19 protein-coding genes are annotated in these 24774 nt (G+C 49.5%); 13 read left to right on the forward strand and 6 right to left on the reverse strand.

From position 1 onward, the window contains the following. Positions 1 to 46 precede the first annotated feature (46 nt). The 3 genes from QU597_RS03535 to QU597_RS03545 are packed head-to-tail and all read right to left on the reverse strand — an operon-like array spanning position 47 to position 2046. The gene (locus QU597_RS03535) at positions 47 to 469 is read right to left on the reverse strand and encodes a VOC family protein (protein ID WP_310831400.1); all 423 of its coding nucleotides are present in this window, start codon (positions 467 to 469) and stop codon (positions 47 to 49) included. Positions 470 to 508: 39 nt separating this feature from the next. Then, complete coding sequence (locus QU597_RS03540; RefSeq protein ID WP_310831401.1) at positions 509 to 1480, reverse strand: phosphotransferase enzyme family protein; 972 nt, start codon at positions 1478 to 1480, stop codon at positions 509 to 511. A 26-nt stretch (positions 1481 to 1506) separates the two neighbouring features. Continuing rightward, a complete protein-coding gene (locus QU597_RS03545; RefSeq protein ID WP_310831402.1) occupies positions 1507 to 2046 on the reverse strand; it encodes a ClbS/DfsB family four-helix bundle protein in 540 nt (179 codons plus the stop codon). Between the two features lie 171 nt (positions 2047 to 2217). On the opposite strand from QU597_RS03545, the gene QU597_RS03550 reads away from it, so the two are divergent. The 5 genes from QU597_RS03550 to QU597_RS03570 all read left to right on the forward strand — a co-directional run bounded on the left by QU597_RS03550 (position 2218) and on the right by QU597_RS03570 (position 7193). Beyond that, positions 2218 to 3771, forward strand: a complete 1554-nt coding sequence (locus tag QU597_RS03550) for a glycosyltransferase family 39 protein (RefSeq protein WP_310831403.1) — start codon at positions 2218 to 2220, stop codon at positions 3769 to 3771. Between the two features lie 32 nt (positions 3772 to 3803). After that, positions 3804 to 4034 carry a hypothetical protein gene (locus tag QU597_RS03555; protein WP_310831404.1) on the forward strand — a complete coding sequence of 77 codons (231 nt, stop codon included), beginning with the start codon at positions 3804 to 3806 and terminating at the stop codon, positions 4032 to 4034. 84 nt (positions 4035 to 4118) lie between these two features. Further along, a complete protein-coding gene (locus QU597_RS03560) occupies positions 4119 to 5162 on the forward strand; it encodes a LacI family DNA-binding transcriptional regulator (protein WP_310831405.1) in 1044 nt (347 codons plus the stop codon). 390 nt (positions 5163 to 5552) lie between these two features. Continuing rightward, the gene (ulaA, locus tag QU597_RS03565) at positions 5553 to 6791 is read left to right on the forward strand and encodes a PTS ascorbate transporter subunit IIC (RefSeq protein WP_310831406.1); all 1239 of its coding nucleotides are present in this window, start codon (positions 5553 to 5555) and stop codon (positions 6789 to 6791) included. 60 nt (positions 6792 to 6851) lie between these two features. Beyond that, complete coding sequence (locus QU597_RS03570; RefSeq protein WP_310831407.1) at positions 6852 to 7193, forward strand: cupin domain-containing protein; 342 nt, start codon at positions 6852 to 6854, stop codon at positions 7191 to 7193. A gap of 65 nt (positions 7194 to 7258) precedes the next feature. Here QU597_RS03570 and QU597_RS03575 read toward each other — a convergent pair whose 3' ends face one another. Next, positions 7259 to 9034, reverse strand: a complete 1776-nt coding sequence (locus QU597_RS03575; RefSeq protein ID WP_310831408.1) for an ABC transporter ATP-binding protein — start codon at positions 9032 to 9034, stop codon at positions 7259 to 7261. After that, on the reverse strand, positions 9021 to 10796 hold the full coding sequence (locus tag QU597_RS03580; protein ID WP_310831409.1) for an ABC transporter ATP-binding protein: 1776 nt from the start codon (positions 10794 to 10796) through the stop codon (positions 9021 to 9023). The genes QU597_RS03575 and QU597_RS03580 overlap by 14 nt, the downstream gene beginning before the upstream one ends. Positions 10797 to 11150: 354 nt before the next feature. On the opposite strand from QU597_RS03580, the gene QU597_RS03585 reads away from it, so the two are divergent. Both QU597_RS03585 and QU597_RS03590 read left to right on the forward strand, forming a co-directional pair. Further along, positions 11151 to 12062, forward strand: a complete 912-nt coding sequence (locus QU597_RS03585; protein ID WP_310831410.1) for a GNAT family N-acetyltransferase — start codon at positions 11151 to 11153, stop codon at positions 12060 to 12062. A 44-nt stretch (positions 12063 to 12106) separates the two neighbouring features. Beyond that, the gene (locus QU597_RS03590) at positions 12107 to 12958 is read left to right on the forward strand and encodes an aminoglycoside phosphotransferase family protein (RefSeq protein ID WP_310831411.1); all 852 of its coding nucleotides are present in this window, start codon (positions 12107 to 12109) and stop codon (positions 12956 to 12958) included. Between the two features lie 82 nt (positions 12959 to 13040). Here the strand turns inward: QU597_RS03590 and QU597_RS03595 are convergent, their stop codons facing one another. Continuing rightward, positions 13041 to 14030 carry a DUF4003 family protein gene (locus tag QU597_RS03595; protein ID WP_310831412.1) on the reverse strand — a complete coding sequence of 330 codons (990 nt, stop codon included), beginning with the start codon at positions 14028 to 14030 and terminating at the stop codon, positions 13041 to 13043. Positions 14031 to 14267: 237 nt separating this feature from the next. Between QU597_RS03595 and QU597_RS03600 the strand changes: the two genes are divergently transcribed. The 6 genes from QU597_RS03600 to QU597_RS03625 all read left to right on the forward strand — a co-directional run bounded on the left by QU597_RS03600 (position 14268) and on the right by QU597_RS03625 (position 24748). Further along, complete coding sequence (locus QU597_RS03600) at positions 14268 to 16718, forward strand: hemoblobin-interacting domain-containing protein (RefSeq protein ID WP_310831413.1); 2451 nt, start codon at positions 14268 to 14270, stop codon at positions 16716 to 16718. 28 nt (positions 16719 to 16746) lie between these two features. After that, positions 16747 to 18621: an S-layer homology domain-containing protein gene (locus QU597_RS03605; protein ID WP_310831414.1), complete on the forward strand. Its 1875-nt coding sequence runs from the start codon at positions 16747 to 16749 to the stop codon at positions 18619 to 18621. A 267-nt stretch (positions 18622 to 18888) separates the two neighbouring features. After that, entirely contained in the window at positions 18889 to 21156 is a 2268-nt protein-coding gene (locus QU597_RS03610) for an S-layer homology domain-containing protein (RefSeq protein WP_310831415.1), read from the forward strand. A gap of 190 nt (positions 21157 to 21346) precedes the next feature. Beyond that, complete coding sequence (locus QU597_RS03615) at positions 21347 to 23137, forward strand: sensor histidine kinase (protein ID WP_310831416.1); 1791 nt, start codon at positions 21347 to 21349, stop codon at positions 23135 to 23137. Continuing rightward, a complete protein-coding gene (locus QU597_RS03620; RefSeq protein ID WP_310831417.1) occupies positions 23134 to 24279 on the forward strand; it encodes a response regulator in 1146 nt (381 codons plus the stop codon). Before QU597_RS03615 ends, QU597_RS03620 begins: the two co-directional genes overlap by 4 nt. A 127-nt stretch (positions 24280 to 24406) precedes the next feature. Then, positions 24407 to 24748: a zinc ribbon domain-containing protein YjdM gene (locus tag QU597_RS03625; protein ID WP_054943839.1), complete on the forward strand. Its 342-nt coding sequence runs from the start codon at positions 24407 to 24409 to the stop codon at positions 24746 to 24748. Positions 24749 to 24774: the final 26 nt, after the last annotated feature.

Consider the following 24774-nt stretch of genomic DNA (forward strand, 5'->3'; position numbering starts at 1 on the left):
TAAAGAGGGCCAAGTGCGCCCTCTCCCCATTAATTCTCCGCGGCCCCTATCTCTCCGTTTGCTCCGTCATCAGCCCCCAGCGGAAGCCAAACTTATCCACGACTGAAGCCATACAGGAACTGTAGGTCGTGCTGCGCAAGGGATGAATGATGCTGCCTCCGTCCGTTAGAACTTCGTAAGCCTGTTTTACCTGATCCGCAGTTTCAAAAGTCACCGTAAGGAATAGAGAGTTGCTCTTAGGTGCATCCGGCCCGATTTCATCCGCAAGCATGAAACGCTGTCCGCCGATATAACCCTCCGAATGATATACATACGCTTGCTGTTCTGTTGTTAAGCTGACGTTCCAGTCGCTCGGGTCCGCATCGGTGTAATGCAAGATGAAACTGGTTTTTAGGTCAAAAGCCTTCTGGTACAAGCTGATTGCTTCTTCGCATTGTCCGGAAAAGTGAAGTGTGGGGGTGACATTCATTGTTCTTCAGCTCCCTTTGGTATTCTCCTGAATCAAATGTTAGTTAAGCAAGAAGGGCTCCCCGTTAAGATATTTCTGGCAATAGTGCCCGATAACATAGGGGATGGTGCGGGACAAATCTTCATGCTCCAGCGGATTTACAGAGAGGAAGGCAAAGTTTCTGAGAATAGCCCATATGAAATAGCTCTCGAGCAGGTTCACATAGTCTGCCGGCAGCTGGTGGTGCTGCTTATAAGCAGAGATGAATGCTTTCCGGTTGTCGGGCAGGAGATGCAGGAAGGTCTCCGCAATATCAAACAGGTAAAACCCGTAACCGCAGGCGGAGAAATCAATCGGTCTGGGGTCTTGGTGATGAAACACATAATTACTCTCATGAAGATCGGAATGGATGATTCCCCAATGCTCTGGCGTTAATGGCTGCTGTCCTATAACTTCTGTAATTCTGCGGGCTGTGGATTCGAGCAAAGTGAATTGTTCATCGGTGAGCAAGCCGCTGGAGATTTGTTTATGTAATTGTGCTAGTGAGGACATTAAACTCTCCACATGATAGACCGGACGGACAAAACCTTCCGGAATCTCCCATTGCATTGAGTGTTGATGTAGCGCAGACATTAAGAGAGCCAGCTTAGACACCTCTTGGACTGTCGGTTCTCTATCCAGGACTTCGCCATCGACCCAGCGGTAGCAGGTGACGTTCAAAGATTCTTCTGTTCCGTATGAGATAACGGTAATCAATTCATGATCCCCGTTTCTTACAGGTGCAGGGACGATTAGGTCTGTATCATTAGATAAAGCTTCCAGCCAGTGGAGCTCTGATTCGATGACGTCTTTGGTTCTGTTTGCGCTATCTGAGTAGTGAAGCTTAAGAAGATAACCCGAGTTCTCATGAGAAGAGTTAACCCGAAAGGTTACACTATCGCTTTTACCCAGGTAGACCAGCTCAGTGATCCCCAAATCGTATTTCTTCAACGCTTCTTGCGCAATGATTACATAGTCGCTCTCCGTGAACACTTAACCAGCTCCATTATCATCTGTTTTCAATATTCTACCATATTGTTCCTGGAAGATAGGTGCTTTTTCCACTTTCTAATTTTTGCCCGGAAGCTCTTAAACGGCGCTGCCGAATTGATGTGAATCCAGCGGACCATCGGCCAGTTGTCCTTGCTGCCGGTCCACCCGCGGATGCCTTGGGTAAATAATTCTTCTTCGGTTAATGTCCCGATCCAAGCCAGCCACTGCTGCTCCGCCTGCCGGAATAATTCCCGGAGTTCAGCTAGTGAATATGCGGCATACTCTGTGTAAAAAGATTGATACAGTCCGCCAAGCTGGTTCCATTGGTAGAGCGGAGACGGCATACATACACTATGCCCTTCAAGCTCCGCCTTGTCCCAACCCATCACCAAATGAAGCCAGCCCAGCTGATAGGCGATCATCTCGGCGGGTGTCCGATCCACTTCGGGTATCCGCAAATCTTTGTGATTGTCATTGATTTCTGCAAATTCGGCGTCCAGCAACAGGTAAAGGGTATGGATGGTTTCCGTTAAATTCTGTTTGGATGTGTATTCATAGCTTGCCATGACACGCACTCCCTCCTGATCTTGATTTAGTTATAACATATGGCTGTGACAGCTGTATGTCCAGTTCACACTGGCATTCATTTGATCTTCAGGTTGGGTAGTTATAATACGTTTTATAAATCGGAGGATGGATAGATTAAGGGCTTTCGATTGTGCTGGAGGAGGTATTTCATGGTACGGGGAATTCAAAAATCAATGTATGTCATACTTGCGTTATTCATAGGACTGTTTATCGTGTCCTCCTTTTTTATCAGGGCGAAGTATAGCTATTTCGTGTATGGAGATACGCCGGTGCTGGAGAAGCAGGAGCTGGGTCTTTTTATTCTGGTGATTGCGGTAGTGCTGGCACTAAGCGTGGCGCTGTACAAAATAGGTCTGAAGCTTAATAAATTCCGCAGAAAAATCGTCATTCCAGTTGTACTGCTGTGCTCCTTTGCGATTCAGCTCGCGCTCATCTTCCTGTTCCCCCGCCTGCCGACGGATGATTCGCAGACAGTGCTGTCACTGGCACTTGATATGCTGTACCGGGGGGATTATTCATCTTTTGACACGAGCGGTTATCTGCATATGTTTCCGTTTAATTTCTCGACCGTCCTGTACTTAAAAATGCTGCTCCTAGCATTCCCGGACAATTACCTGACCATCAAAATCTTCAATATCCTGTTTACACTCGTTACATCGCTAATGATCTACCTGCTGTATAAACAACTCAATTCCAAAGAACAGGACTATGGGATCTTAATTTTTGCCGCAACCTATATCCCTTCCTTGTTGATGAGCAATTTCATCTATAACGATGTGATTGCTACGGCCTTTCTGACGAGCGCTTTATATTTTGCCGTGAAATTTATCAAAAGAAGATCGCTCAAGGATATTATCTTCGCAGCAATGTTGCTGGCCATCGGGAACTACTTCCGGAGTATCGGCGTTATTTTTCTGATTACGATCCTCCTTAGCCTGTTGTTCAGCATACGTACGATCGGAGTGAAGAAGGGCTTAACCGCGTTGTTCCTCACGGCTATCGTATTTAATGTTCCAAACTGGACTCAGAATGCAGTGCTGCAGGCGGCGAATGTCGTGGATGAACCGGTTAACGCGAACTCTGCGCCGGTCTATATGTGGCTGAATATGGGGATCAACCTGGAGACCTTCGGCTTCTGGGACAACCGGGAGAGCTATAGTATCTATCAGCAGGATGCAAACTATAATAAGGCTGTAAGTACGGAGCTGTTTAAAGAGGAGATCAGCAATAAGCTCTCCGGGGCGAGCCTAGGCGATTTGGTGAAAATGTATTATAAGAAGATCATCTGGACCTGGACGGAAGGAACCTATCAGGTTGAACGATACGGGCTTGGAAATGACGGATCATCCGGCAGCAGAGGAAGAATGGTTGGGGCGGTTATGGACAGCTACAGTTACACGAATGCTGCTACAGATTTGTTCAAGGGTGACTCCAATTACAGAAGCGGACTTCTGTGGGTGCTGTATGTCCTGAACTTCCTGATGTACGGCTGTATCCTCGTCCGTCTGATTGGCGGAATCAGAGCCGGAAGGTTTGAGGAGAACCCTGTCATTCTAGTGGTTCTTGGATTTATTGGATTCTATCTCCTGTGGGAAATCAAATCCCGCTATATTTATCCGGTGTACCCGATGCTGATTGTGTTGTCCTACATGGGTTTCAAGGACGTATACGAATATATGATGAGACGATATTTCACGAGATAAATGATTTATACCCGGAAAGGGGGGAATAGGCGATGGGGACCAAACGATATCTTGCTTTGATCATAGCCGTGCTAAGCTGTTCCATGGTGCTCGTCTCCTGCGATGCCATCACCGCCCAGAAGATATCAAGTACCGATTCCGGTTCAAGGGGGAACGGGGGCCAGGGCTTCAAGGGCGGCCGGGGCATGGATGGCGGCGGCTTTCCCGGCATGAACGGCGGCGGGAGAAGAAGCAGCGGCCAGGGAACGGACGGCGGACAATAAAGTCTAGGAAAGGTAAACATATTTTCTTCCCCCTGAAAGAAGGTATATAATACAGTAACGGATAGTGTTCTAGGGGGAAGAATCATGGGAGTCACGATGAAGGAAGTTGCCGAGCTTGCAGGGGTATCTAAAAGCACGGTTTCGCAGTTTCTGAGCAAGAGATACAATTATATGAGTGCAGATACTAAGAAAAAAATTGAGCAGGCGATTGAGGAACTGGGCTATATCCCCAATGAGGTGGCCCGCAGTCTCAAGCATAAAAAAACATACATTGTAGGTGTCATTTCTTCTACCATTTTATCAAGATTCACTACAGAAGTTGTGCGTGCCATTGAAGACGAGTGCCAGCTGAAGGGAATTCAGGTCATTGTCTGCAACACGGATGATGATCCCCTCAAAGAGAAGGAATATGTCCAGTCGATGATTGCGCGGCAGGTGGACGGACTGATCATTTTTCCGACGGAAGAGAACAAGAAGCTGTATGCTTCGCTAATTAAGAACGGGTATCCCTTCGTATTTGTGGACAGAAAAGTCAATGATATCAGTGTGGACACGGTGCTGCTGAATAACGAAAAAGCAAGTGAGCTGGCGGTAGAAACATTCATCCGGCATAACCATACCCGCATTGGCATCATTACCTTTCCGTTAGGCAAAAAGACGATTACCACACGGAGTGAGCGGCTCTCTGGTTACAGAAAGACGCTGGATACATACGGGCTGGCGGTGAACGAAGGCTATATCAAGAGCGGCAGGCTGGATCAATTGCCGGGTCTGATTGACGAGCTGTTCCATATGGATCCTCAGCCAACGTCCATTGTTGCGACTAATGATATGATTCTGGAGCAGGTGCTGATCTATGCTAAAAAGAATCAACTAACCATACCGGATGATTTCTCTTTGATCGGGATCGATGATGTATCCTTTGCGTCCTTTTATACCCCGCCCATCACTACGATATCCCAGCCCAGCTTTGAAATGGGAAAAAGAAGTGCCCGGCTGCTGCTGGACAAAATTGATCAAAAGGAACAGGGGCCGGACGGAAGAGCCGATATCATCAGGCTGGATCCGGCGATTAACCATAGAGAATCTGTCCACAAATTGAGCATGAAAGATAAAGAAAAGGTGTGAAAATAAATCAGAGCTTATTTTCTTTTCTTTGTATCCAAAGAGAAAATAAGCTTTTTTTGTGTAATTTGTGTAACCGTTTTATTTTTCTATTGCAAAAAGAAAATTACACGATATAATGATCCTATGATTCGAGTCAGAAATACCCTTGCATTCCTGAAAGTACCTTTTAGCTGGGTGATAACGTTGAATCTGAAGAAGGGGGGAAGAGTACGAATTTAAGCCATTCATTATCGGATTGATTGTGATTTAGTTCACAATTCCTGAGAAACAGTCATTGTTAACTCCCGGTCGTAGCGGGAAAATTTTTTTGAAGTTTTACTAAATCGATTTAGTAAGTAAAGAAAAACTATAATTATCAGAAAGAAGTTGGGAACCCGCATGGATATGTTTATGAGTATCATCAAGGAACCTTCAATTATTATTGCGATTGTTACACTCCTCGGACTTCTGTTCCAGAAGAAAAAATTGCCCGAAGTCATCACCGGAACAACGCTGTCTTTCATGGGCTTCACGATGATCAAAGTCGGCGGCGGAATTCTCGGGGGCGTGCTCACGAACTTCAGTAAAATATTCTCCTATGCCTTCAATCTCAAAGGTGTTGTACCGAGTAATGAGGCGATTATGGCGCTGACCATTGATCAGATCGGTGCGGATGCTGCGCTTATTCTACTCTTTTCCATGATTCTTAATATTTTGCTTGCACGTCTGACGAAATTCAAATACATTTATCTCTCTCTGCATCTGATTCTGTTCATGAGCTTTGCTGCTACAGCTGTCATGAAAGGTCTGGGCATGAACTCGCTGGTTACAATCATTGTCGGTTCTCTGGTAATCGGAAGCTATATGGCAGTGTTCCCGTACCTGCTCCGGAATGCCAGCAGAAATATCATCAAGTCCGATGAATATACAATCGCTCATGCTTCCATGACTTCTTACATCATCGGTACATACCTCGGCAAAGTGTTCGGCAACAAAAACAATGATACTGAGAATGTGAAAATCAATGACCGCATCAGCTTTTTGCGGGATCCGAATGTGGCAACTACCTTAACGATGCTGGTGCTGCTGCTGGTATCGGGGCTTGTAGCCGGTGCTGACTTTGTCAGTGAGCTGGCAGATGGCAAAGAATACATCGTGTTCATCCTTGAACAGGCGGCTATCTTCGCTGCAGGCTTGTATATCGCAAAAGCGGGTGTTAAGCTGTTCACTACGGAAATTGTACCGGCATTCAAAGGCTTCTCCCAGGTATTCGCTCCAGGAGCAATCCCCGGTGTGGATGTACTGGTCCTGTTCGACAAAGCGCCGAATTCCGCGCTGGTGGGCTTCCTGGTCAGCTTCTTTACCGGCGTAGCTTGTGTCTTCATCTTCCCGCTGGTTGGCCTGCCTGTTATTGTCCCTGGAATCATGGCCTGCTTCCTGGCCGGCGGTGCCGCGGCGATCTTCGGCAATTCCAGCGGTGGTTTCAGAGGTGCTGTCATTTCCAGCTGTCTCAACGGATTCCTGCTCTGTCTGCTGCCTGCGCTTACTTTGCCGCTGTTCAATTACCTGGGAGCTGAAGGGGTTACCTTCGCGGATCCGGATTTCACATCGCTGTCGGCAATTCTCTGGGCCATTTTTCGCTGGTTTTAACTAAATCGATTTATTTAAAAATCATTAGTTTAATGTAATTCTTTATAGGAGGAATCATACATGTTTTTTAAAGACAAAGAGATTCAGACGGTTACCGTTGATAGTAACACTACCCGTAAGGTACTGGCACATAGTGAACAGATGATGTATGCCAAGGTGATGTTCGCCAAAGCCCAAAAGGGAGAAATTCCTCTCCACAAGCATGTACATGAGCAGATCACGTATGTGATGAAGGGCAGTTTTCAGTTCATGATTGATGATGGGGTAACGAAGGATATACAGATCGTCAAAGTAGGCGACAGCATCCATTTTCCATCCAATGTACTGCATGGCTGTATTCCGCTGGAGGATGACGGCATCCTGCTGGATGCCTTTACACCGGCACGTGCAGACTTTCTGTAGCAGAGGCAATAAAAACCCCCTGCATTTGCGGAGTAGACTTCCGCGGATGCAGGGGGTTTTCTTGTTTAAGCTTCCATTTTCTGCGCCGTGTAAAGCCGGTAGTAAAGGCCGCGGCTTGCGATCAGCTCATCATGGGAGCCGCTTTCCGCGATACCTTTGTTCGACACATACATAATGCGGTCGCAGTTCTTCACGGTGGACAGGCGGTGCGCGATAATGAACGAGGTACGTCCCTTAAGCAGTTCGTTAAGGCCCTTCTGCAGCAGCCGCTCGGTCTTGGCGTCGATGGAGGAGGTGGCTTCGTCCAGAATCAGAATACGCGGGTCAGCGAGCAGCGTTCTGGCGAAGGAGATGAGCTGCCGTTGGCCTTGCGAGAGCTTGGAGCCGCGCTCATTAACCTCCGTCATATACCCGTGCTCGAACTCGCGGATGAATTCGTCCGCGCAAACGGTCTTGGCCGCAGCGATAACCTCTTCCTCGGTCGCATCGAGTTTGCCGTAACGGATATTGTCCAGGATCGTCCCGGAGAAGATAAAGCTGTCCTGCAGCATGATTCCCATCTGGCTGCGTAAGGACTTCATGGTGACCTGTGAGATATCCTGGCCGTCAATCAGGATGCTGCCGCCGGTAAGATTATAGAAGCGGGAGATCAGGTTGACGACCGTAGTTTTGCCTGCGCCTGTCGGTCCGACAAGGGCAATGCTCTCACCTGCCTGGACGTTAAAGGAGATATTCTCCAGGATGTTCAGTCCAGGATCATAGGCAAAGGTTACGTCGTCGAAGGTCACCTGGCCCCGGACAGGCAGCAGCTCCTCCGCACCCGGGATATCGCTTACCGTAACCGGTTCATCCAGCGTTTCGAAGATACGCTCCAGATAGGCAACAGCATTAATGAAGTTGTTATACAGGTTCGAAAGATTCAGGATCGGCTGCCAGAAGCGGGCTGCATAGGTACTCATGGCCAGAATGACGCCGAAGGTGACATCTTGTGGGCTCAGCGTGAGCAGGCCTACCAAGAAAATCAGTGTTGTGACGATCGTTGCCAGATTGTCGACAGAGAACGGGATCAGCGCGTTAAAACGCAGGGCCCGCATCCATTCTGTCCGGAAATTGCCGGCCAGACGGGTGAAGATGCCTTCATTGCGCTGTTCCCGTGAGAACATCTGGGTCACGCCGATCCCGCTGATGCTCTCCTGCAGGTAGGCATTCAGGTTGGAGCTCTTATTGGATACCGCCTGCCATGCCCGGCGCTGCCGGGTTTTGATCAGCAGCATGATGCCGAGGAATACAGGGAGTCCGGCCAGCGTAACGAAGGAGAGCCGGACATCAACGGCGAACATGAAGGCGGCAATAAAGATCAGATTCACGATTTCCAGAATGAAGTTGATAATGCCGTTGGACAGCACATCGGAAACCGAGTTGACGTAGTTAACAACCCTGATGAGGATTTTGCCCTGCGGACGGTCGTCATAATATTTGAAGGGCAGTTCCTGCAGATGCTTGAACAAATCCGTACGGATGTCAAAGATAATGTCCTGCCCGACGCTCGTCATAATGCGTGAACGGATGGTCGCCAGAATGACGCTGACCACGATGGTCAGCAGCATCAGCACCGACCAGCCGACCAGCGCAAGCTTCGCTTTTGCCGGAATGGTTACATCAACGACATGCTGCATAATCAGCGGGGCTGACAGCGAAATGGCGGCGGATAAGGCGCTCAGAATGAATGCAATAATCATCGGTTTCTGCTTCCGTTTGATGTACACCATTGCACGCCGGAAATGTTTGATATTAAATGGAGATTCCAGATTTTCGTCGACGTCGAATTTATTCCTTGCCATGCTGGCTCACCTGCCTTCCAATGCCCTCGTTCTGCAGCATAAACACGTCGTAATAATAACCCCGCTTCGCCAGAAGCTCGGCGTGGGTGCCTTCCTCGATCAGACGGCCGTGGTCCAGGATCAGGATACGGTCCGCTTCACAGGTTGTGGATACCCGCTGCGCAATAATGATCTTCGTGCAAGGGTATTCCAGCTCGCGAAGACTGCGCTGAATATGCTCCTCTGTCTCCAGATCGACCGCAGAGGTCGTATCGTCCAGAATCAGGATCGGACGGTGGACGGCCATCGCCCGCGCCAGTGCAATACGCTGCTTTTGCCCGCCTGACAGGCCGACACCGCGTTCCCCGACAACCGTATCGTAGCCTTCGGGCATTTTGGTAATGAATTCATGGGCCGCTGCGAGCCGGGCGTAATCCATCACCTCTTCCTCCGGAAGCTCAGGATCACCATAAGCGATGTTTCCGTCAATCGTATCGGAGAATAAGAGCACATCCTGGGTGGCCATGCCGATATTGCCCCGCAGCTCATCAAGCTCCAGCTCCCGCACATCAACGCCATCCACAAGCACACGTCCTGAAGTTACATCGTAGAACCGGGGGATCAGATTGATGATGGTTGTTTTGCCCGCACCTGTCGAGCCCATAATGGCTACGGTTTCACCAGGCTCCACCGTAAAGCTGACATCGTCCAGGACGACGGCACTGTCGTATTTGAAGCTGACATTCTGAAACTCTATACGTCCCTCATAACGGCGTTTATCAACGGGATTGTGCTCATTTACGATCGCCGGCCGGGCATAGTAAATATCGACGATTTTGGATAGACTGGCAAAAAAACGCTGGATATCATTAATGATAATACCGATATTGCGCATCGGGTTCGAAATGGCCCAGATGAGTGAAGAGAAGGCTGCGAATTCACCAAAGGTAATCCGGCCGTCCATCAGATAAAGTCCGCCGGCTATCATCAGAATAACGTTGAAGCCTTGAGCGAAGGTCTCCAGGTAAGGGAAATAATCGAGCCAGACGAGTGCGGCTTTCTTATTGGCAACCGAATAGTTAACATTCTTGTCTGTGAATTTCTCAATTTCGAATTCCTCGCGGGCGAACGCCTTGACGACCCGGTTGCCGGAGATATTCTCCTGTGTAGTTGTGTTCAGCTGGGACAGCCGCTCGCGCAGATCGATATACATCGGGCGGACGCGCCGCGCAAATATGTAGGCCACAATAAAAATAGGCGGCGAAAGAATCAGCATCCACAGCGTCAGCTCCGCATCAATCGTGAAGAAATAGATGACGGCAGCAGCAAAAATTGTCAGTGATTCGATGATTGTTTTGAAAATCCATGCCATCGAGTGCCGGACCATGTCCAGATCGCCAGTCATCTTGGTCATAAGATCACCGGTGCGGTTATGGTCGTAATACTCCCTGTCCTGTCCCTGAATTTTGTTGTACAGATAAATACGGATGTTGTACATCATGTTTTGCGAGGAGCGCTCGTACTGCATGGTTGTCAGATAAGCAAGACCGGTACGCAGCAGGGAAAAGCCGATCATGCCCAGACAAAGCGCAATCAGAAGCCCACGTTCCTCTGTCAGATTCTGCACTGCATTATCGCCGGCTATAAACGTATCGACAATGCGCTGACTGATGTACGGATTCACGATAGTAAGCGCTGAGCCTACCACCGAGAGGCAGAGTGCCACAATATACCTCGTGCGGTTCCCCTTGAGGTTCTGCCACAGCCATTTAAGCTCGAACATTTGATCACCTGTTTCTGTGTGTTCTTACACTCTTGCTGGCGAAGAGTGAATAAATCAAAGTGATTATAACACATTAAGCGGCCGCCACCCGCTGCTGTGAAGATTTCTTGTTACAATCGCTTGAACTGGTTACTATACACCTGCCCGGCTTATAAATCCCAGTATAAATTCAGACGGAATTCCGCCATATCACCATAATCGCAAAGTTTCCGCATGAACACCATGTGGAGAATATTTATAAATAAAGTTTCCCTTGCATATTTAAGAGAGCGTATTCAGTATTAAAATGGTAAAAATACCAATTGAGCTGTCTGTACGGCAATATTCCGTATGGCAGATAGGAGACGATGTTTGTTGATAAAAGAGTTTGTGATCCGAAATGTGCGGGATGGAGAGGAAGAGAAGCTCGAGAAATTCGGTTTTGTGCTCAAAATGCTCTATCTGTATCACGGGGATCTGGATAAGAGAAATATGTTCCTGGCTGTAAAAGATGAGGAAGTGGTGGCCGTTGCCCATCTCATGCTCCATGATACGTTTGATGCGGAAGGGCATGATGAGGATCAGGGCTTTGTCCGCTATCTAATCAGTGAAATCAAGTTTGCTGATGGGGATGAGGATGAGGATGAGGAGATCAAAGACGCCTTACTGGATGCGATGATTGTCCGCGCCAAAGAGATCAAGGCACAGCACCCGGATAAGCGGATCGTGATAGCCCAATATACGGATACGGATGACCTCCCGGAGCAGAACTATTACCTGAAACGCGGGTTTACGGTTTACGATACCATTGTCGTATTCAAATATGATCTGAGCCGGGTGATTCCACAGTATCCTTTGCCTGAGGGGGTGCAGATACGCCCCTATGTGCTGGATAACAACGAAGCCCGCGAACAATATCATCAGGCAGAGCTCGCCTCCTTCGACGGTGTGGCCTGGAGCATGAACCAGCTGGCCTGGATGCAGGGGGCAGAGGAAATGACGAACTTCTGCGCGTTTAGCGGTGACCAGTTCCTGGGCAACACCTCAACCTGGAGAATTGCTGAAGGTCATAGTGCAACGGAAAATGTATTCGTCATTCCGGAATGGCAGAAACAAGGGATCGCCCGGAACCTCCTCTGCACCGCGCTGGAATACCTGAAGGATCAGGGCAAAACCATCGCCACCCTGGGGACATATGGGACCAATAAAAAAGCCATCCGGCTCTATACTCAAATCGGCTACGAATTGGACGGATTTAGGCTGACACTTGGGTATGCGATTGATTAACCTTCCGGGAGATAAATAAACGCTAAATATGGAAGGAGTCCTAAATGGGAAGCCTCTTAGGCAAGGTGGACTGGATCGGGAGAAGCGGGCTGCTGGAGAAACTCCTGGAGGAGCAGGACGGGCTTGTCATACAGACCTTGGATCAAGGGTTTGAGGCTGAGGTGATGAAGATCGTATCCGGGCGGGAAAGCTTCGTGCTGAAACTCTGGAACAAAAGCTCCCGGCCGGATATCCGCACTCAGTTTCTTCTATTGAAGGAACTGTTTGAACGGGGGATAGCCGTCTCAGAGCCTCTGGGCTGGGGAATAGATACTAACGGGGATCAGGTGCTGTTAACGACCTTTGACGGGACGCCCGTGAAAAAAGTGAATGCACGGAAGCTGGCGGTGCTTGCGGATATGCTGGCGAAGCTGCATCAGATCAAAGTAGAAGATTTGCAGGGGACACATCTGCCTGCCAATGATTTTATGAAGTACTTTTTCCCGGGGGTAGAAGAGTACGCCGATATCTCCCGGTTATTGATTCCCCTTGTTCAGAAGGCTCAAATGAAGCAGGAAAGCATAATACACGGCGACTTCCATATGAACAATATTGTAGAGAAGAACGGACGCTATACGGTCATAGATTGGACGAACGGGCAGACAGGTGATCCAGGGTATGATTTTGCCTGGAGCGTTGTTCTGCTGAGCGTATATATTTCAGAGCCGTATGCAGCAGCGTTTCGTTCCGCCTACTTACAGCGATATAATATTGGGCCGGAAAAGCTTAAGATATATGAAGCGCTGGCTGTTCTCAGATGGAGGCTGCTTCAGCGCAGCGGCGGTGTGCCTGTAAAGCAGGATACATTCCAGCGCATAACGAGTATTGCTGAACATAATCCTTTTCTGCAGGGATGACGTTTGAACAAGCCAATAGGACTGTGCCAACTTTGACCGGGCTGGCACAGTCCTTTGTTATGCGGCAGACCTGCAAAAATTATTAATTGGAAGAGGATGAGGCAGCGGCAGCCGAGGACGTGGCGGCTACGGCAATAGCTGTCTGCTGGGCGATAACAATATTGGTCAGGCTGGTGGAAAGCGCCGTCGTTAAAACACCGTTTTTCAACTCATCGATCTGCTTATAGGCAACCAGTGCAGCCGAAAGCAGCAGCAGCTCCTGCTTGGTAATAGACCAACTGCCGAAGCCTTTTTTGGTCCGAAGCGAATCATAGGTATCCGAAATGTCCTGCACGATTGTTTCAAAGCCGATAGGCAGTAACGACAATACACCCAGTGACGAGAGGGTATATTCTTTATCAAGCCGGATGTTCCGGCTGCGGAAAGCATCCCGCAGGGCGAGGACACGGGCCGCCGCTTCCGGAGTATCTTCACCAAGCACCAGTACCTGCGTCAGCGCCTGCACGCTGTTGCCCGACAGGAATTCCGGCTTCAGTTCAGCATAGAGCTGTTCCATCCGGGCTGCACCACGTTCCGGCTCAAGATCTGACAGCGCGAGCATAGCCGCGAAGATATAGTCGTCCTGTCCGGTGAGAAAACGGTGGTTCGCCTTCATGCTGTCGTAGAAATGCCGTGCTCTGTCTGCCGTCCGCTGATATTGATCCGGGGTCTTATGGGCGGCGATCTGGTAGGCAGCGACCACAAGATAATCCGAGGCCCGGAATTTCAGTCCCTTCAGCAGGTCATACACGGCAAGGGTGTCTGCCAGCAGGGCTTCCTTGCCGTCTGAAAGCGACAGCAGTGCCGCGATACAGACGGACAGGTTACCTCTGAAGGTTGAAAAGGGGCCGGTTGTGCTCTTGATCAAGTCACTGCTCCCGCGGATGGCATCTACATCCACCACTTTATTCTCTGCTGTGTACAGCAGGGCAGCCAAACGGTTGATCTGCCCGCTTTTCCAGGCAAAAGCCTTCTTGATGGTCTGTGTATTCTGGGCGAATAATTCAAGCCTTGCTTCAAACTGCGCTTTCATTATAGAGCTCCTCTCATCAGCCGGGTATAGTCTCACATAGATCATTTTACTATAATTAACCAGCAGACATTCAAAAAAATGGAAGGCTGTATTCTGCGATGATAGTAACTAGGACCCTCGAAGGATGAGGGTTCTTTTTGTTGTGTCGAAGTTTGTCATTTTCTTGTCATTGGAGGTATATATACTGGTCTTTAGTAACGTTTTTAAATAATAAAATTTTAGGAGTGAGGTATTCAGATGGTAGGAAGCAATACAAAAAGCAAGCCGGGCTTCATGCAAACGATATCCAAGATGATGGCGGTCATTATTACGGCTACTACAGTTTTTACTGTATCACCCGGCAAGAGTCAGGCCACACCCCTTATTTCACCGGTAACTTCGGCAACGGCTGAAGTAGGCAGCAGCAATACCGCAATCACCGTAACTTTTAATACTTATGCGATTCCGGCTACTGATCTGGCTGATTTAAAGTCGGACATTCAAATTGAACGTTCGGGTTCCGGCTCTTTTGTAGACCTTTCTGCCGATAACGCAGGTAATGAGATTAGTATGAACGCTGACGGCGAACTTGTTATAACCTTGAATACCGCGCTCACAGGTTCATCTAACAGCATCAATGTTGCTGCCGGCGCTGTGATGAATGAGGACGAGGTTCCTTCGGATACTGACATCACGGTTAACAATATCTCTGCACTGGACATCACTCCTCCTGCATATACCGGCTCTACCTCCAATCAAGGGCGCTCCGTGTACCTGAACTTTGATGAGGATTTCACGATCAATGCTCCGGATGGCGCAGATGAAGAGCAGGCCCAGGCTTACCTGGCCGGTCAATTGGGCGTAGCAGCGGATGGGAAGAATTTCGTGCCTGTTACAGCGCAGCAAGCCTCGGTGTACCAGAACGGCTCCAGACAAATCTACCTGAATTATGACAACAACATGAAGGTTATTCTGGGAAGCCATACCGTGATTCGCATTGCTGCCGGCACACTGAAGGATGCAGCAGGCAACCTGAATGAAGAAATGAATCTGCAGGTGAGTCCGCCGGTCATTCAAAGCGCTTCGGTCAGCGGGGGCAATCATGATGTAACGATCACTTTTGATAAAGATGTATTTGATAACTCCGGCGATTCGCTGAAGAACTATATCTATCTGGTAAAAGGAACGAATGACAGCTGGAAGGGATTAGTCGCCCAAGATACCGTGTCCATTGATTCCGGGAAGCTGACGATCCATTTTGCAGAAGCGCTGTCCGGAACTGACAGTCAAGTTGTAATCAATGGCGGCGCTCTGAAGGATGTTTACGGAAACATTCAAAATGATGCTCAGGCTACGGCTCTAATTGAAGCAGATGCTTCCGACCTCGACCCGGCTCCTGCGGATACTACAGCGCCTAAGTTCTTGTACTACTATCTTTCGAATGATAAACAGGAGCTGAATTTTGTCTTTAATGAAGATGTATTCAATGCAAGAGCGGATGTAGCAAGCTTCCTGCAGAATGTGCAGTGGTACAACCCTAATACCTACAATTGGCAATATGCTCTTCCGTCGGATACAGCGGTAACCTTTACGGCAAAGGTAGCAACCCTGCATTTCGCAGCGCCGCTCACAGGGTCTCAGTACTACTTCTATATTTACCCTAATCATTTCCAGGATGCCGCCGGTAATGTGCTGACGGATTATATCAATACGAATTGGCTGTATCCGCAGCAGAACTCGGGAATTACTTTAAACGGCGGGTATTTCTCCCATAGCGGCCGTTACCTCAGCCTGCAGTTTAATTCCAATACAGCGCTTGTGGATCGGACGCTTGTGGATGGAGTATCCCGTTTGAATGAGTATATTACTATTTCTACAGATCACGGTGTAACTTATAAAGCTCTGGATGCGCAGGATGTTGTATACGTTCATGAGAACACCATCAACATGGTCTTTCATGAAGCGAAGCAGAATGGTTCAGTCCGAGTTAAAATCGCTGCGGATGCAGTAAGCGATACCTACGATATGATCCGTAACGGGGAAGTTGAACAGGAGATTGCTTATAATACGCCTGACATTACCGGGTATTTCTTCAGCAATACAGCAAGTGAGTTCACATATGCAGATAATGCAGCCTGGAGAGAGCATGTGAGAGTGATCCGGGTGTACGACAATACTATTGATGTATACAGACAATTGGACAGCTCGGAGTATTCGCTCAGTGAAGGAAAGCTGACCTTTGCAAAGGGTGTTTTCCAGACAGGACATGATTATGAGGTTATGGTAGACGCTGAAGGCTACAGCAGCCAATATTTTGAAGGGTATACCTATAAATCTTCAGAAGTGTTCTATATGACTGCACCGGCAGTGACTGTAGACAATGGAATTTCGGCAAGCATTAATATATTCAACAATGCCTACCAGGAGTATGTGATGGGGAACCAGACAGTAATCTTCGAGCTGTTCGACGGCTCTACGCCGGTGAGTATCGTTGCTGCGAATCTAAAAGTAAACACAGGCAGCTATTCTGCCAGCTTCAATGTCAGCGATGCGGATACGAATCCGAATTATACAGTAAAAGCGTATGTGGTGAGCAAGTACAGTAGTAACTATACGGATCTTGGACTGAACCTGGCTACCGTTAAGACTCAGCTTGAGCTGGATCAGGCCATTCTTAATACTGAGACTAACAAAAATAATAATGACTAGAATCGGAAGAAAGCGGGGGAATGTCAAAGTGAAGTTACGCATGTTAAGTATGACGCTGATCGTAGCGCTGTGTATATCGCTTGTACCTGCTGCGGTATTTGCAGCCAGCGCGGCGGTTACGTTAAATCCGGTAGCTTCTGTAGAGACTGGCGGTACTGTGGTGATTACAGGCACATCGACGCTGGACGAAGTGATTATCCAAGTGCTGCGTCCGGTAAAAAGCACGGTCTTCTATGATATCGTTCAGGTCAGCGGCGGACAGTTCAGCAGCACCTTCACCTTGGGGAAAGCTGAAGCAGCCGGAACATATAAGGTGACAGCCGGACAAGGCAATCAGGTAGCTACAGCCGATTTGATTGTAAAAGCGGCAGCTACGGGTACTGGGAGCGGCGATGGGAACGGTACCGGAAATGGTGGCGGAACCGGCAGCGGTGGCGGAACCGATCCGGGCGGTGAAACCGGCGGAGGAACGGATACAGGAAATGGAACAGGCAGTGGATCAGGCAGTGGTACAGGTAACGGTACAGGTAACGGTACAGGTAACGGTACAGGCACTATCACTGTCGGCAGCGGTGGCGTGACTACCGGAACAATCACCACACCGGGAACCCCCATAACTCCACCGGCAACGAATGCGGTGCCGGTCAAAGTGGACACGGGCAAGAATACAGCGGTATCTGCAGTATCAGCGAATGGTGTGGTAACGGCTACCGTTACTCAAGACGCTGCGGCTCTGGCGGAGGCTCTAACAGCTGCGGCGAAGCAGGATAATCATGGAGCAGCACCGATTGTTTTTGTAGCTTATAATAATCCAGCCGGTGAAGGGGTTCAGTTTAAGCTTCCGGCTTCTGTACTGGCAGCTGCAGCCTTGAATGCGCCGAATACGATTATCTCCCTGCAAACCAACGACGGGGAATATTCACTGCCGCTCAGCGTGCTCAATTTTGCGGCGATTGCGCAGAGCTTAAGCACAGCAACGGCAGACTTAAGTATTCAGGTGAATATTTCTCCGGCAGCGTCAGACCTGAACAGCAAGATTCAGCGTGACGCGCAGGGAATTGCTGCTTCCCAGACCGGAGCTGCAATTGACTTTTCGGTTACAGCCTCCGGGAACGGTACAACGATTGAGCTGAACCATTTTGGCTCCACTTATCTGGAGCGGAGTATGGTGATTACGGCTCCGGTCGATAAGACCCGCGCAACAGTCGTTCTGTACGATGATTCCACTGGTCAGTTTTCCTTCGTGCCGGCTGTATTTAACAAGCAGGCAAACGGCTCCACAAAGGTAACCTTCAAGCGGAACGGCAACAGCATTTATACGGTGCTTACCGCGAGCCGTACGTTCGGTGATATCAGCAAACACTGGGCCCGGGCGGATATCGAGCTGCTGGCGTCCAAGCTGATTGTAAATGGTTCCACATCCAGTGAATTTACTCCGGACAGCAGCATTACAAGAGCTGAATTTGCAGCTCTGCTGGTCCGTTCGCTGGGGCTGACACCGGATGCTGCCTCGGCGGCGTTCACAGATGTCAAAGAAGGCGACTGGTACGCCGGTTCCATCGGTGCTGCTGTGCAGGCCAAGCTGGTGGATGGCTTCCAGGACCATAGCTTTAGACCAACTGAGACGATTACCCGCGAACAAATGGCGGTCATGATCTCGAGAGCCATCGGCGCTGCTGGGAAGGCAAGCGGTGCTGCAGGTAATCCGGATGAACTGCTGGCAGGTTTCACAGACAAAGCTGCAATCGGCAGCTGGGCACAGGCTGCTGTAGCCCAGGCTGTAGAGGCGAAGATCATCACAGGTATGACCTCAGCAACCTTTGTTCCTTCAGCCAAAGCCAGCCGGGCACAGGCCGCTGTGATGCTGACACGGCTGCTGCAATATACCGGATTTGTGAACTAAGACGTTTATTAGAGAGACAGCTGCTTCAAGGTCCATTGAAGCAGCTGTTTTTTTGTTGTATAGGAGGTAGAAAAACCTTTCATTCCACATAGATAGGTCAATCTGGCTCTTGGTATGTTGCTCGATTGGTCCAGCGGGCTACTTTATTCTGTCAATCGGTTGTAATGTGGTCACTACTTGTCGAAGTTTGTCATTATCTTGTCATTGAAGGAAGCTATAATTATTTAAAATATAAGCATTGAGAAATTGAAGGGATGAACAGGACAAATGAAAAAGTCTTCATTAGGGAAACTGGGCTTGGTCTCAACTCTGGTTATCATGTTGTTAAGCGGCTGTGTGGTTAGTACAAACTTAGTCACCGTTAACCTGCCAAGCGACAAACCGGATGCTTCGGAGCATTTATTCTTAAGATATTCAGACGGAAGTGTGATCCAAGTGCCGGATGATACAGGGACAGGCTCTATTGCGGTCAACACGGATCCCGGCAAAACGATTGTTGGCGGATACACGACGGACAATGTGGTAAGCTGGGTTCCAGTCTTATCGTATGGCTCCTCTACTGTCAATGTGAGCGGATTTGCAGCCCACAAACCGGTATTAGCCGCAGATCACGTTGCATTGTTTCAGGCACCGGCTGTGGCGGACAGCGCGTATCCGGGATATATCAACGTAACCTTTGCAGTCTACGGAACAAATGACGAGCTTGTTGACGGACAGACGGAGATATTTGCCCATGCTGCAGACCGGAATCTGATTTTCTATAATACGGACCCCTATGACACTATACCTTTCAAGAGTACAGAGTCCAGAGAGGGCTTCTCCTCCTTCACGGTGGATGGGAAGGTAACCTTCCTGATCAAATCGGATACCGTGGATATTAAGACACCGATTTCACTCTATTCTGGTGCGAAACTGCTTGCCGATAATGTATTCCATAAGGTAACCGGCATTTCGGTGAGCAGCACCGGAGAGGTGTATTCTGTACAAACCGGTGAAACCTTGTCCATGAGCGCTGAGGTATTGCCGGCAGATGCCATCAATCCGGGTGTCATCTGGTCTGTGGGTAACGGAACGGGTTCGGCGGTAATTGATGAGACAAGTGGTGAGCTTACTGCAGGAGAACCAGGTACAGTAATGGTTACAGCCACAGCTACTGACGGCACCGGCGTAACAGGCAGTGTGGAGGTTACCATTACTGCTGCTCCGACCGAGGCGCCAACTGAAGCACCGGCCGCGACCCCGACAGTAGCGCCGACCGAGGCGCCAACCGATGCTCCGGCCGCGACCCCGACAGTAGCACCGACAGTAGCACCGACCGAGGCGCCGACTGATGCCCCTGCCGCGACCCCGACGGTAGCGCCGACCGAGGCGCCAACCGATGCTCCTGCCGCGACCCCGACGGTAGCGCCGACCGAGGCGCCAACCGATGCTCCAGCCGCGACCCCGACGGTAGCGCCGACGGAGGCGCCAACGGATGCGCCGGCCGCGACCCCGACAGTAGCGCCGACACCTGTCTCTATCGCGGTTTCAGCGATCACAATATCCGGCGTTTCTCCGGTAACCGTGGGGCATTTCATTCAATTGAATCAGGCTGTTGTTCCAGCGGATGCAACGAACCAGAGCATTGTATGGTCTATAGAGAACGGAACTGGTACAGCTACAATTAGTGCAAGCGGATTGTTAACAGGAATCTCTGCAGGTATGGTTACTGTTAAAGCTGCAGCAGCAGACGGTTCAGGTGTATATGGCACGACAGCTATTGAGGTTGTAGCGTCCAGCTCGAATAGCGGCGGTACGCCTGCGGCAACACCGTCCGCCAGCCCGTCCGCAACACAATCTGCAGCCCCTTCGCCGACAGCTTCAGCCGCACCGGCTGCCGGTGGCGCTGCTAAATTTGCCAATAATGTAGTTCAGCTTGAAACGGTACTGTCAGGCTTCAACCAAAAAGTAGAATTGGCTAACGCCAATCCATCTCCGGTGTCATTCACAGACATCTCCACCCATTGGGCGGACTTGACGGTAGAAACCTTCGTGAAGCTGGGGATTGTCCAAGGTTATGAGGATGGAGGATTCCATCCGGATGCCGGTATGACCCGTGCAGAGTTTGCTGCTGTCATTGCCAGGGTGTTCGAATTGCCACGCAGCGGAAGCAGCAGCACATTAAGCGATATTTCCGGACATTGGGCGGAAGCAGCGATTTCATCCCTGAAGGAAAAAGGTCTTGTCTCCGGTTACCAGAATGGCACGTTCAAGCCGAATGCCGAAATCAGCCGTGCAGAGATTATCGCGGTCATTGCTAAGATCGTTGATATGAGCGGTGTTGATGTCCCGGCAGCCGCTACTTTCCAGGATATCGGAAACACATGGAACCAGGATGAGATCCGGCAGGCGGCAGCTGCAGGGATTATCAGCGGTGCCGGCAGTGGAGAGTTTCTTCCGGCCAAGCAGGCATCCCGCGCAGAAGCTTTGACGATTGTTCTGCACGTACTGCAGCTTAATCCGGAGCTCAAGGCTCTTTTGGAAACTCTGAAATAAGCACAAACAGACATTCATACAGGCGCCTGAAGCGGCGTCTCTATACAATTGCAAGCCGGCTTCGCCTATAATGGCGAAAGTTGGCTTTTTTTGTCGAAAAAATTTAAATTTTAGTTACTCTACCCCAGGTCGATCTGTTAACATAGGAGGCATAGATTCCCGATTTATTCCTGAAAGAGGTCAGCCCTGGATGAGCTATAATTTGTATTTGTTTGCACTGCTGATGGCAGCGACCTGCTGTTCACTGGTTTTGGCTTATCTTTGCTGGAAGAGAAGAAGCCTGCCGATCGCGATCAGCTACGGTCTTGGCATGCTGACCGGGTCCTTTTACAGCTTTGGTTATGCTTTTGAGATTCTCAGTACCTCTTTGGAGCATATCCGTTTTTGGCTGCGGATTGAATATATCGGAATTCCTTTCGGGACAGTGCTGTGGTTTATTATGGTGCTTCAATATACAGGGCGGCAGACCTGGGTAAACCGGAGAAATGTTCTGCTGCTGATGATTGTCCCGGTAATTACCTTTATAGCCCACAACACTAATGAGTGGCATCACTTGTTCTATAAGAGCATGACCCTGAATTACACGGAAGGCTTCCCGCTGGTTACGCTCGTGAAAGGGCCGTTGTATGCGCTGCATGTGTTCTATTCCTATAGCTTCTTTGTAATTGGAATGGTATTTTTGGTGCAAATGTTTATCAGGTCCGCTCCCCGGATGAGGATACCGGTCGCGCTCATAATCATCGGCTCCTGGGGGCCTTACGGCTTCACCCTCGTGTATCTGAGCGGGCTGGTCTATATGCCGGTTGATATTTCACCGTTCGGTTTTTTGATTTCGGGTATTTTTTATATCTGGGGAATTTATCAGTTTAATATGCTGCGGCTCGCTCCCCTGGCGCTTCAGCAGGTATTCGGCTCCATGCAGGAAGCCGTCATTGTCTTTGACCTTGATCATATTCTTACAAGCTTCAACCGCTCGGCGGCAGAGGTCATTGACGGATTAAACAGCAGGAGTATCGGTAAAACGGCCTCCGAGATATTCACTGACTCTCCCCTTTTATTGGAGCTTATGAGGCAAGAGCCTTCCACTATAAGCAAGCTTCAGCTCTCAAACCGCTCCGGAGACAAATTCTATCATGTCAAGCTGTCTTATATCCGGAATAACAGCCATAAGCCTGTCGGGAAAATGCTGCTTTTAAGCGATGTAACTGACAGTGTGCGCACAGAGGAAAGACTGCATGATAATGCCAGACAGCTTAGTGAACTGAACACGTTCAAAGACAGAATGTTCAGTGTGGTTGCCCATGACATCCGTGATCCGATAGCGGTGCTCGTCAACCTGATGGAGCTGCTGGAGGAAGAAATGCAGGAGCTCGGAGAGAGCCGGACGGAGGTTGTCGATGAGATGGGGCAGCAGATCCGCAATACGTTTGCCCTGGTGGAAAGCCTGCTGGAATTTTTCCATACCCAGACCGGAGGGCTTCTGCTTCAGCCGCTTGAAAGGGACTTGGCTCTGTCGGTGGAATGGAATTTACGGCTGTTATCCGTCCGCAGCGGCAGTAAACAGATCCGTCTGATTTCCGAGATTCCGGAAGGGACCTATGTGTATGCTGATAAAGAGATGCTCGATCTGATTATCCGTAATCTTTTGACGAATGCCATTAAATTTACAACGGTTGGAGGAAGCATCTCTTTGAAGGCAGAGCAGAAGGATACGATGATAGTAGTCTCTGTAAAGGATACGGGGGAAGGAATCGCCCGGGAACAAGCCGATACGCTGCTGCAGGACGAGTACCCGGTCTCTTTACTGGGAACGGAGGGAGAGCGAGGGATTGGCCTGGGGTTATCGCTATGCAGGGAATTTGTCCGCCTGAACGGGGGCGAAATCTGGTTTGACAGCATACCTTCGGAGGGGAGCACCTTCTATTTCTCCCTTCCGCTCCCGCCGGTTCCCGCGTTTGTGTCAGGAGGCAGGATGGTATGAAAGTGATCATTATCGATGATGAGAAGGCCATGCACTTAATCCTGAAGCGGATGCTTGCCAAAATGGCAGAGGTTGAAATCGCCGGTATATTTGCGGATACAGCTGCCGCTTATACGTATTTGACCCATCATGAGGTGGATCTGATCTTCGTCGATATCAGCATGCCCCGTGAGAACGGGCTGGAATTTGCACAGCGGCTGCGGGAGAGCGGCAAAGGTACGAAGCTAGTCTTCATTACTTCCCATAAGGAATATGCGCTGCCTGCTTTTGAAGTATATGCCTTTGACTATATCGTCAAACCGGTAGTACAGGAGAGGCTTGCCCATACCGTACAACGGGCGGTTACACAATTCCGTCTGGAGAATGCGGCAGAAGGAGCTCCGGAGAAGCAGAATCCTGAAGTGCTGGTCAGCTGCCTGGGCGGGATTGAAATTCACAGTACACAGGGAATCAAGACGAAATGGAAATCCAAAAAAAGTGCAGAGGTCTTTGCCTACCTCCTGATCCATAAAGGCAGGCTTGTCTCCAGAAGCAGGCTGATCGAGGATATCTTTGACGGGCTGCCGCAAAAAAATGCCGAAATCTATCTCAACACAACGATCTATCAGTTGCGGAAGCTGCTGGACACCTATGGCTTAAAAAAGAGTCTGCATTCCGAGAATCAGCATTACGGGCTGAATCTTAGCGGGGTCCGGGTAGATGTGCTGGCCTTTGAGGAAGGCTGCCGGAGAATGGCCGTAATCAATGACACAAATATTGATGCTGCAATAGAGCTGGAACAGCTGTTCATGGGAGATTTGTTCGGTGATCAGGTGTTTGCCTGGGCCTGGAATGAGATTGAGCGGATGTCACAGATGTATACCCGCTTTACCCGGCGTCTATGTGCCGCTTTGCTGGATAGAGGAGAGGCCGGTGCCGCCACCCGGCTTTTGATGAAGCTGCTCTCCCGCAATGAGCTGGATGAGGAATCGCTAATGCTGCTGCTGACGGCTTCCGCCCAATTGAAGAATAAAGAGGCGCTGACCCGGCAGTATTCGCAATTTGCGGAGACCCTGCGTGCGGAGATCGGCATAAGCCCCTCGCTTGAAGTCAAATCCTTGTATGCCGAGCTTTTGACGGGGCTGGATGCTACGGGAGATTAACAGGGATCTGGTCAGGTATACTCGCTATATTTCAAATATTCATATATTCAGCTTTTACATATGTGCTAGAATAAGAGGGTTGCCGTGACCGCAACAAGGAACCTAAGTGCGAATGGAGAAATGAATAATGAATGAATTGCCGAATTGTCCGCAATGCAGCTCAGTGTACACTTATGAGGACGGAGCGCAGCTGGTTTGTCCGGAATGCGGGCATGAGTGGACTGCCGGTGCAGAGAACGGGAACAGTGAAGACCTTAAGGTTGTGAAGGATGCCAACGGCAATGTCCTAAGCGACGGAGACTCTGTAACCATCATTAAGGATTTGAAGGTCAAGGGAAGCTCCTCGGTGCTGAAGATCGGTACAAAGGTGAAGAACATACGGCTGGTTGAAGGCGATCATGACATCGACTGCAAAATTGACGGCTTTGGCGCTATGAAGCTGAAATCGGAGTTTGTCAGAAAAGCATAGAACGGGATTCATACAGGAGAAGCTGC

This window comes from Paenibacillus pedocola, assembly GCF_031599675.1.
Classification (GTDB): domain Bacteria; phylum Bacillota; class Bacilli; order Paenibacillales; family Paenibacillaceae; genus Paenibacillus_AQ; species Paenibacillus_AQ pedocola.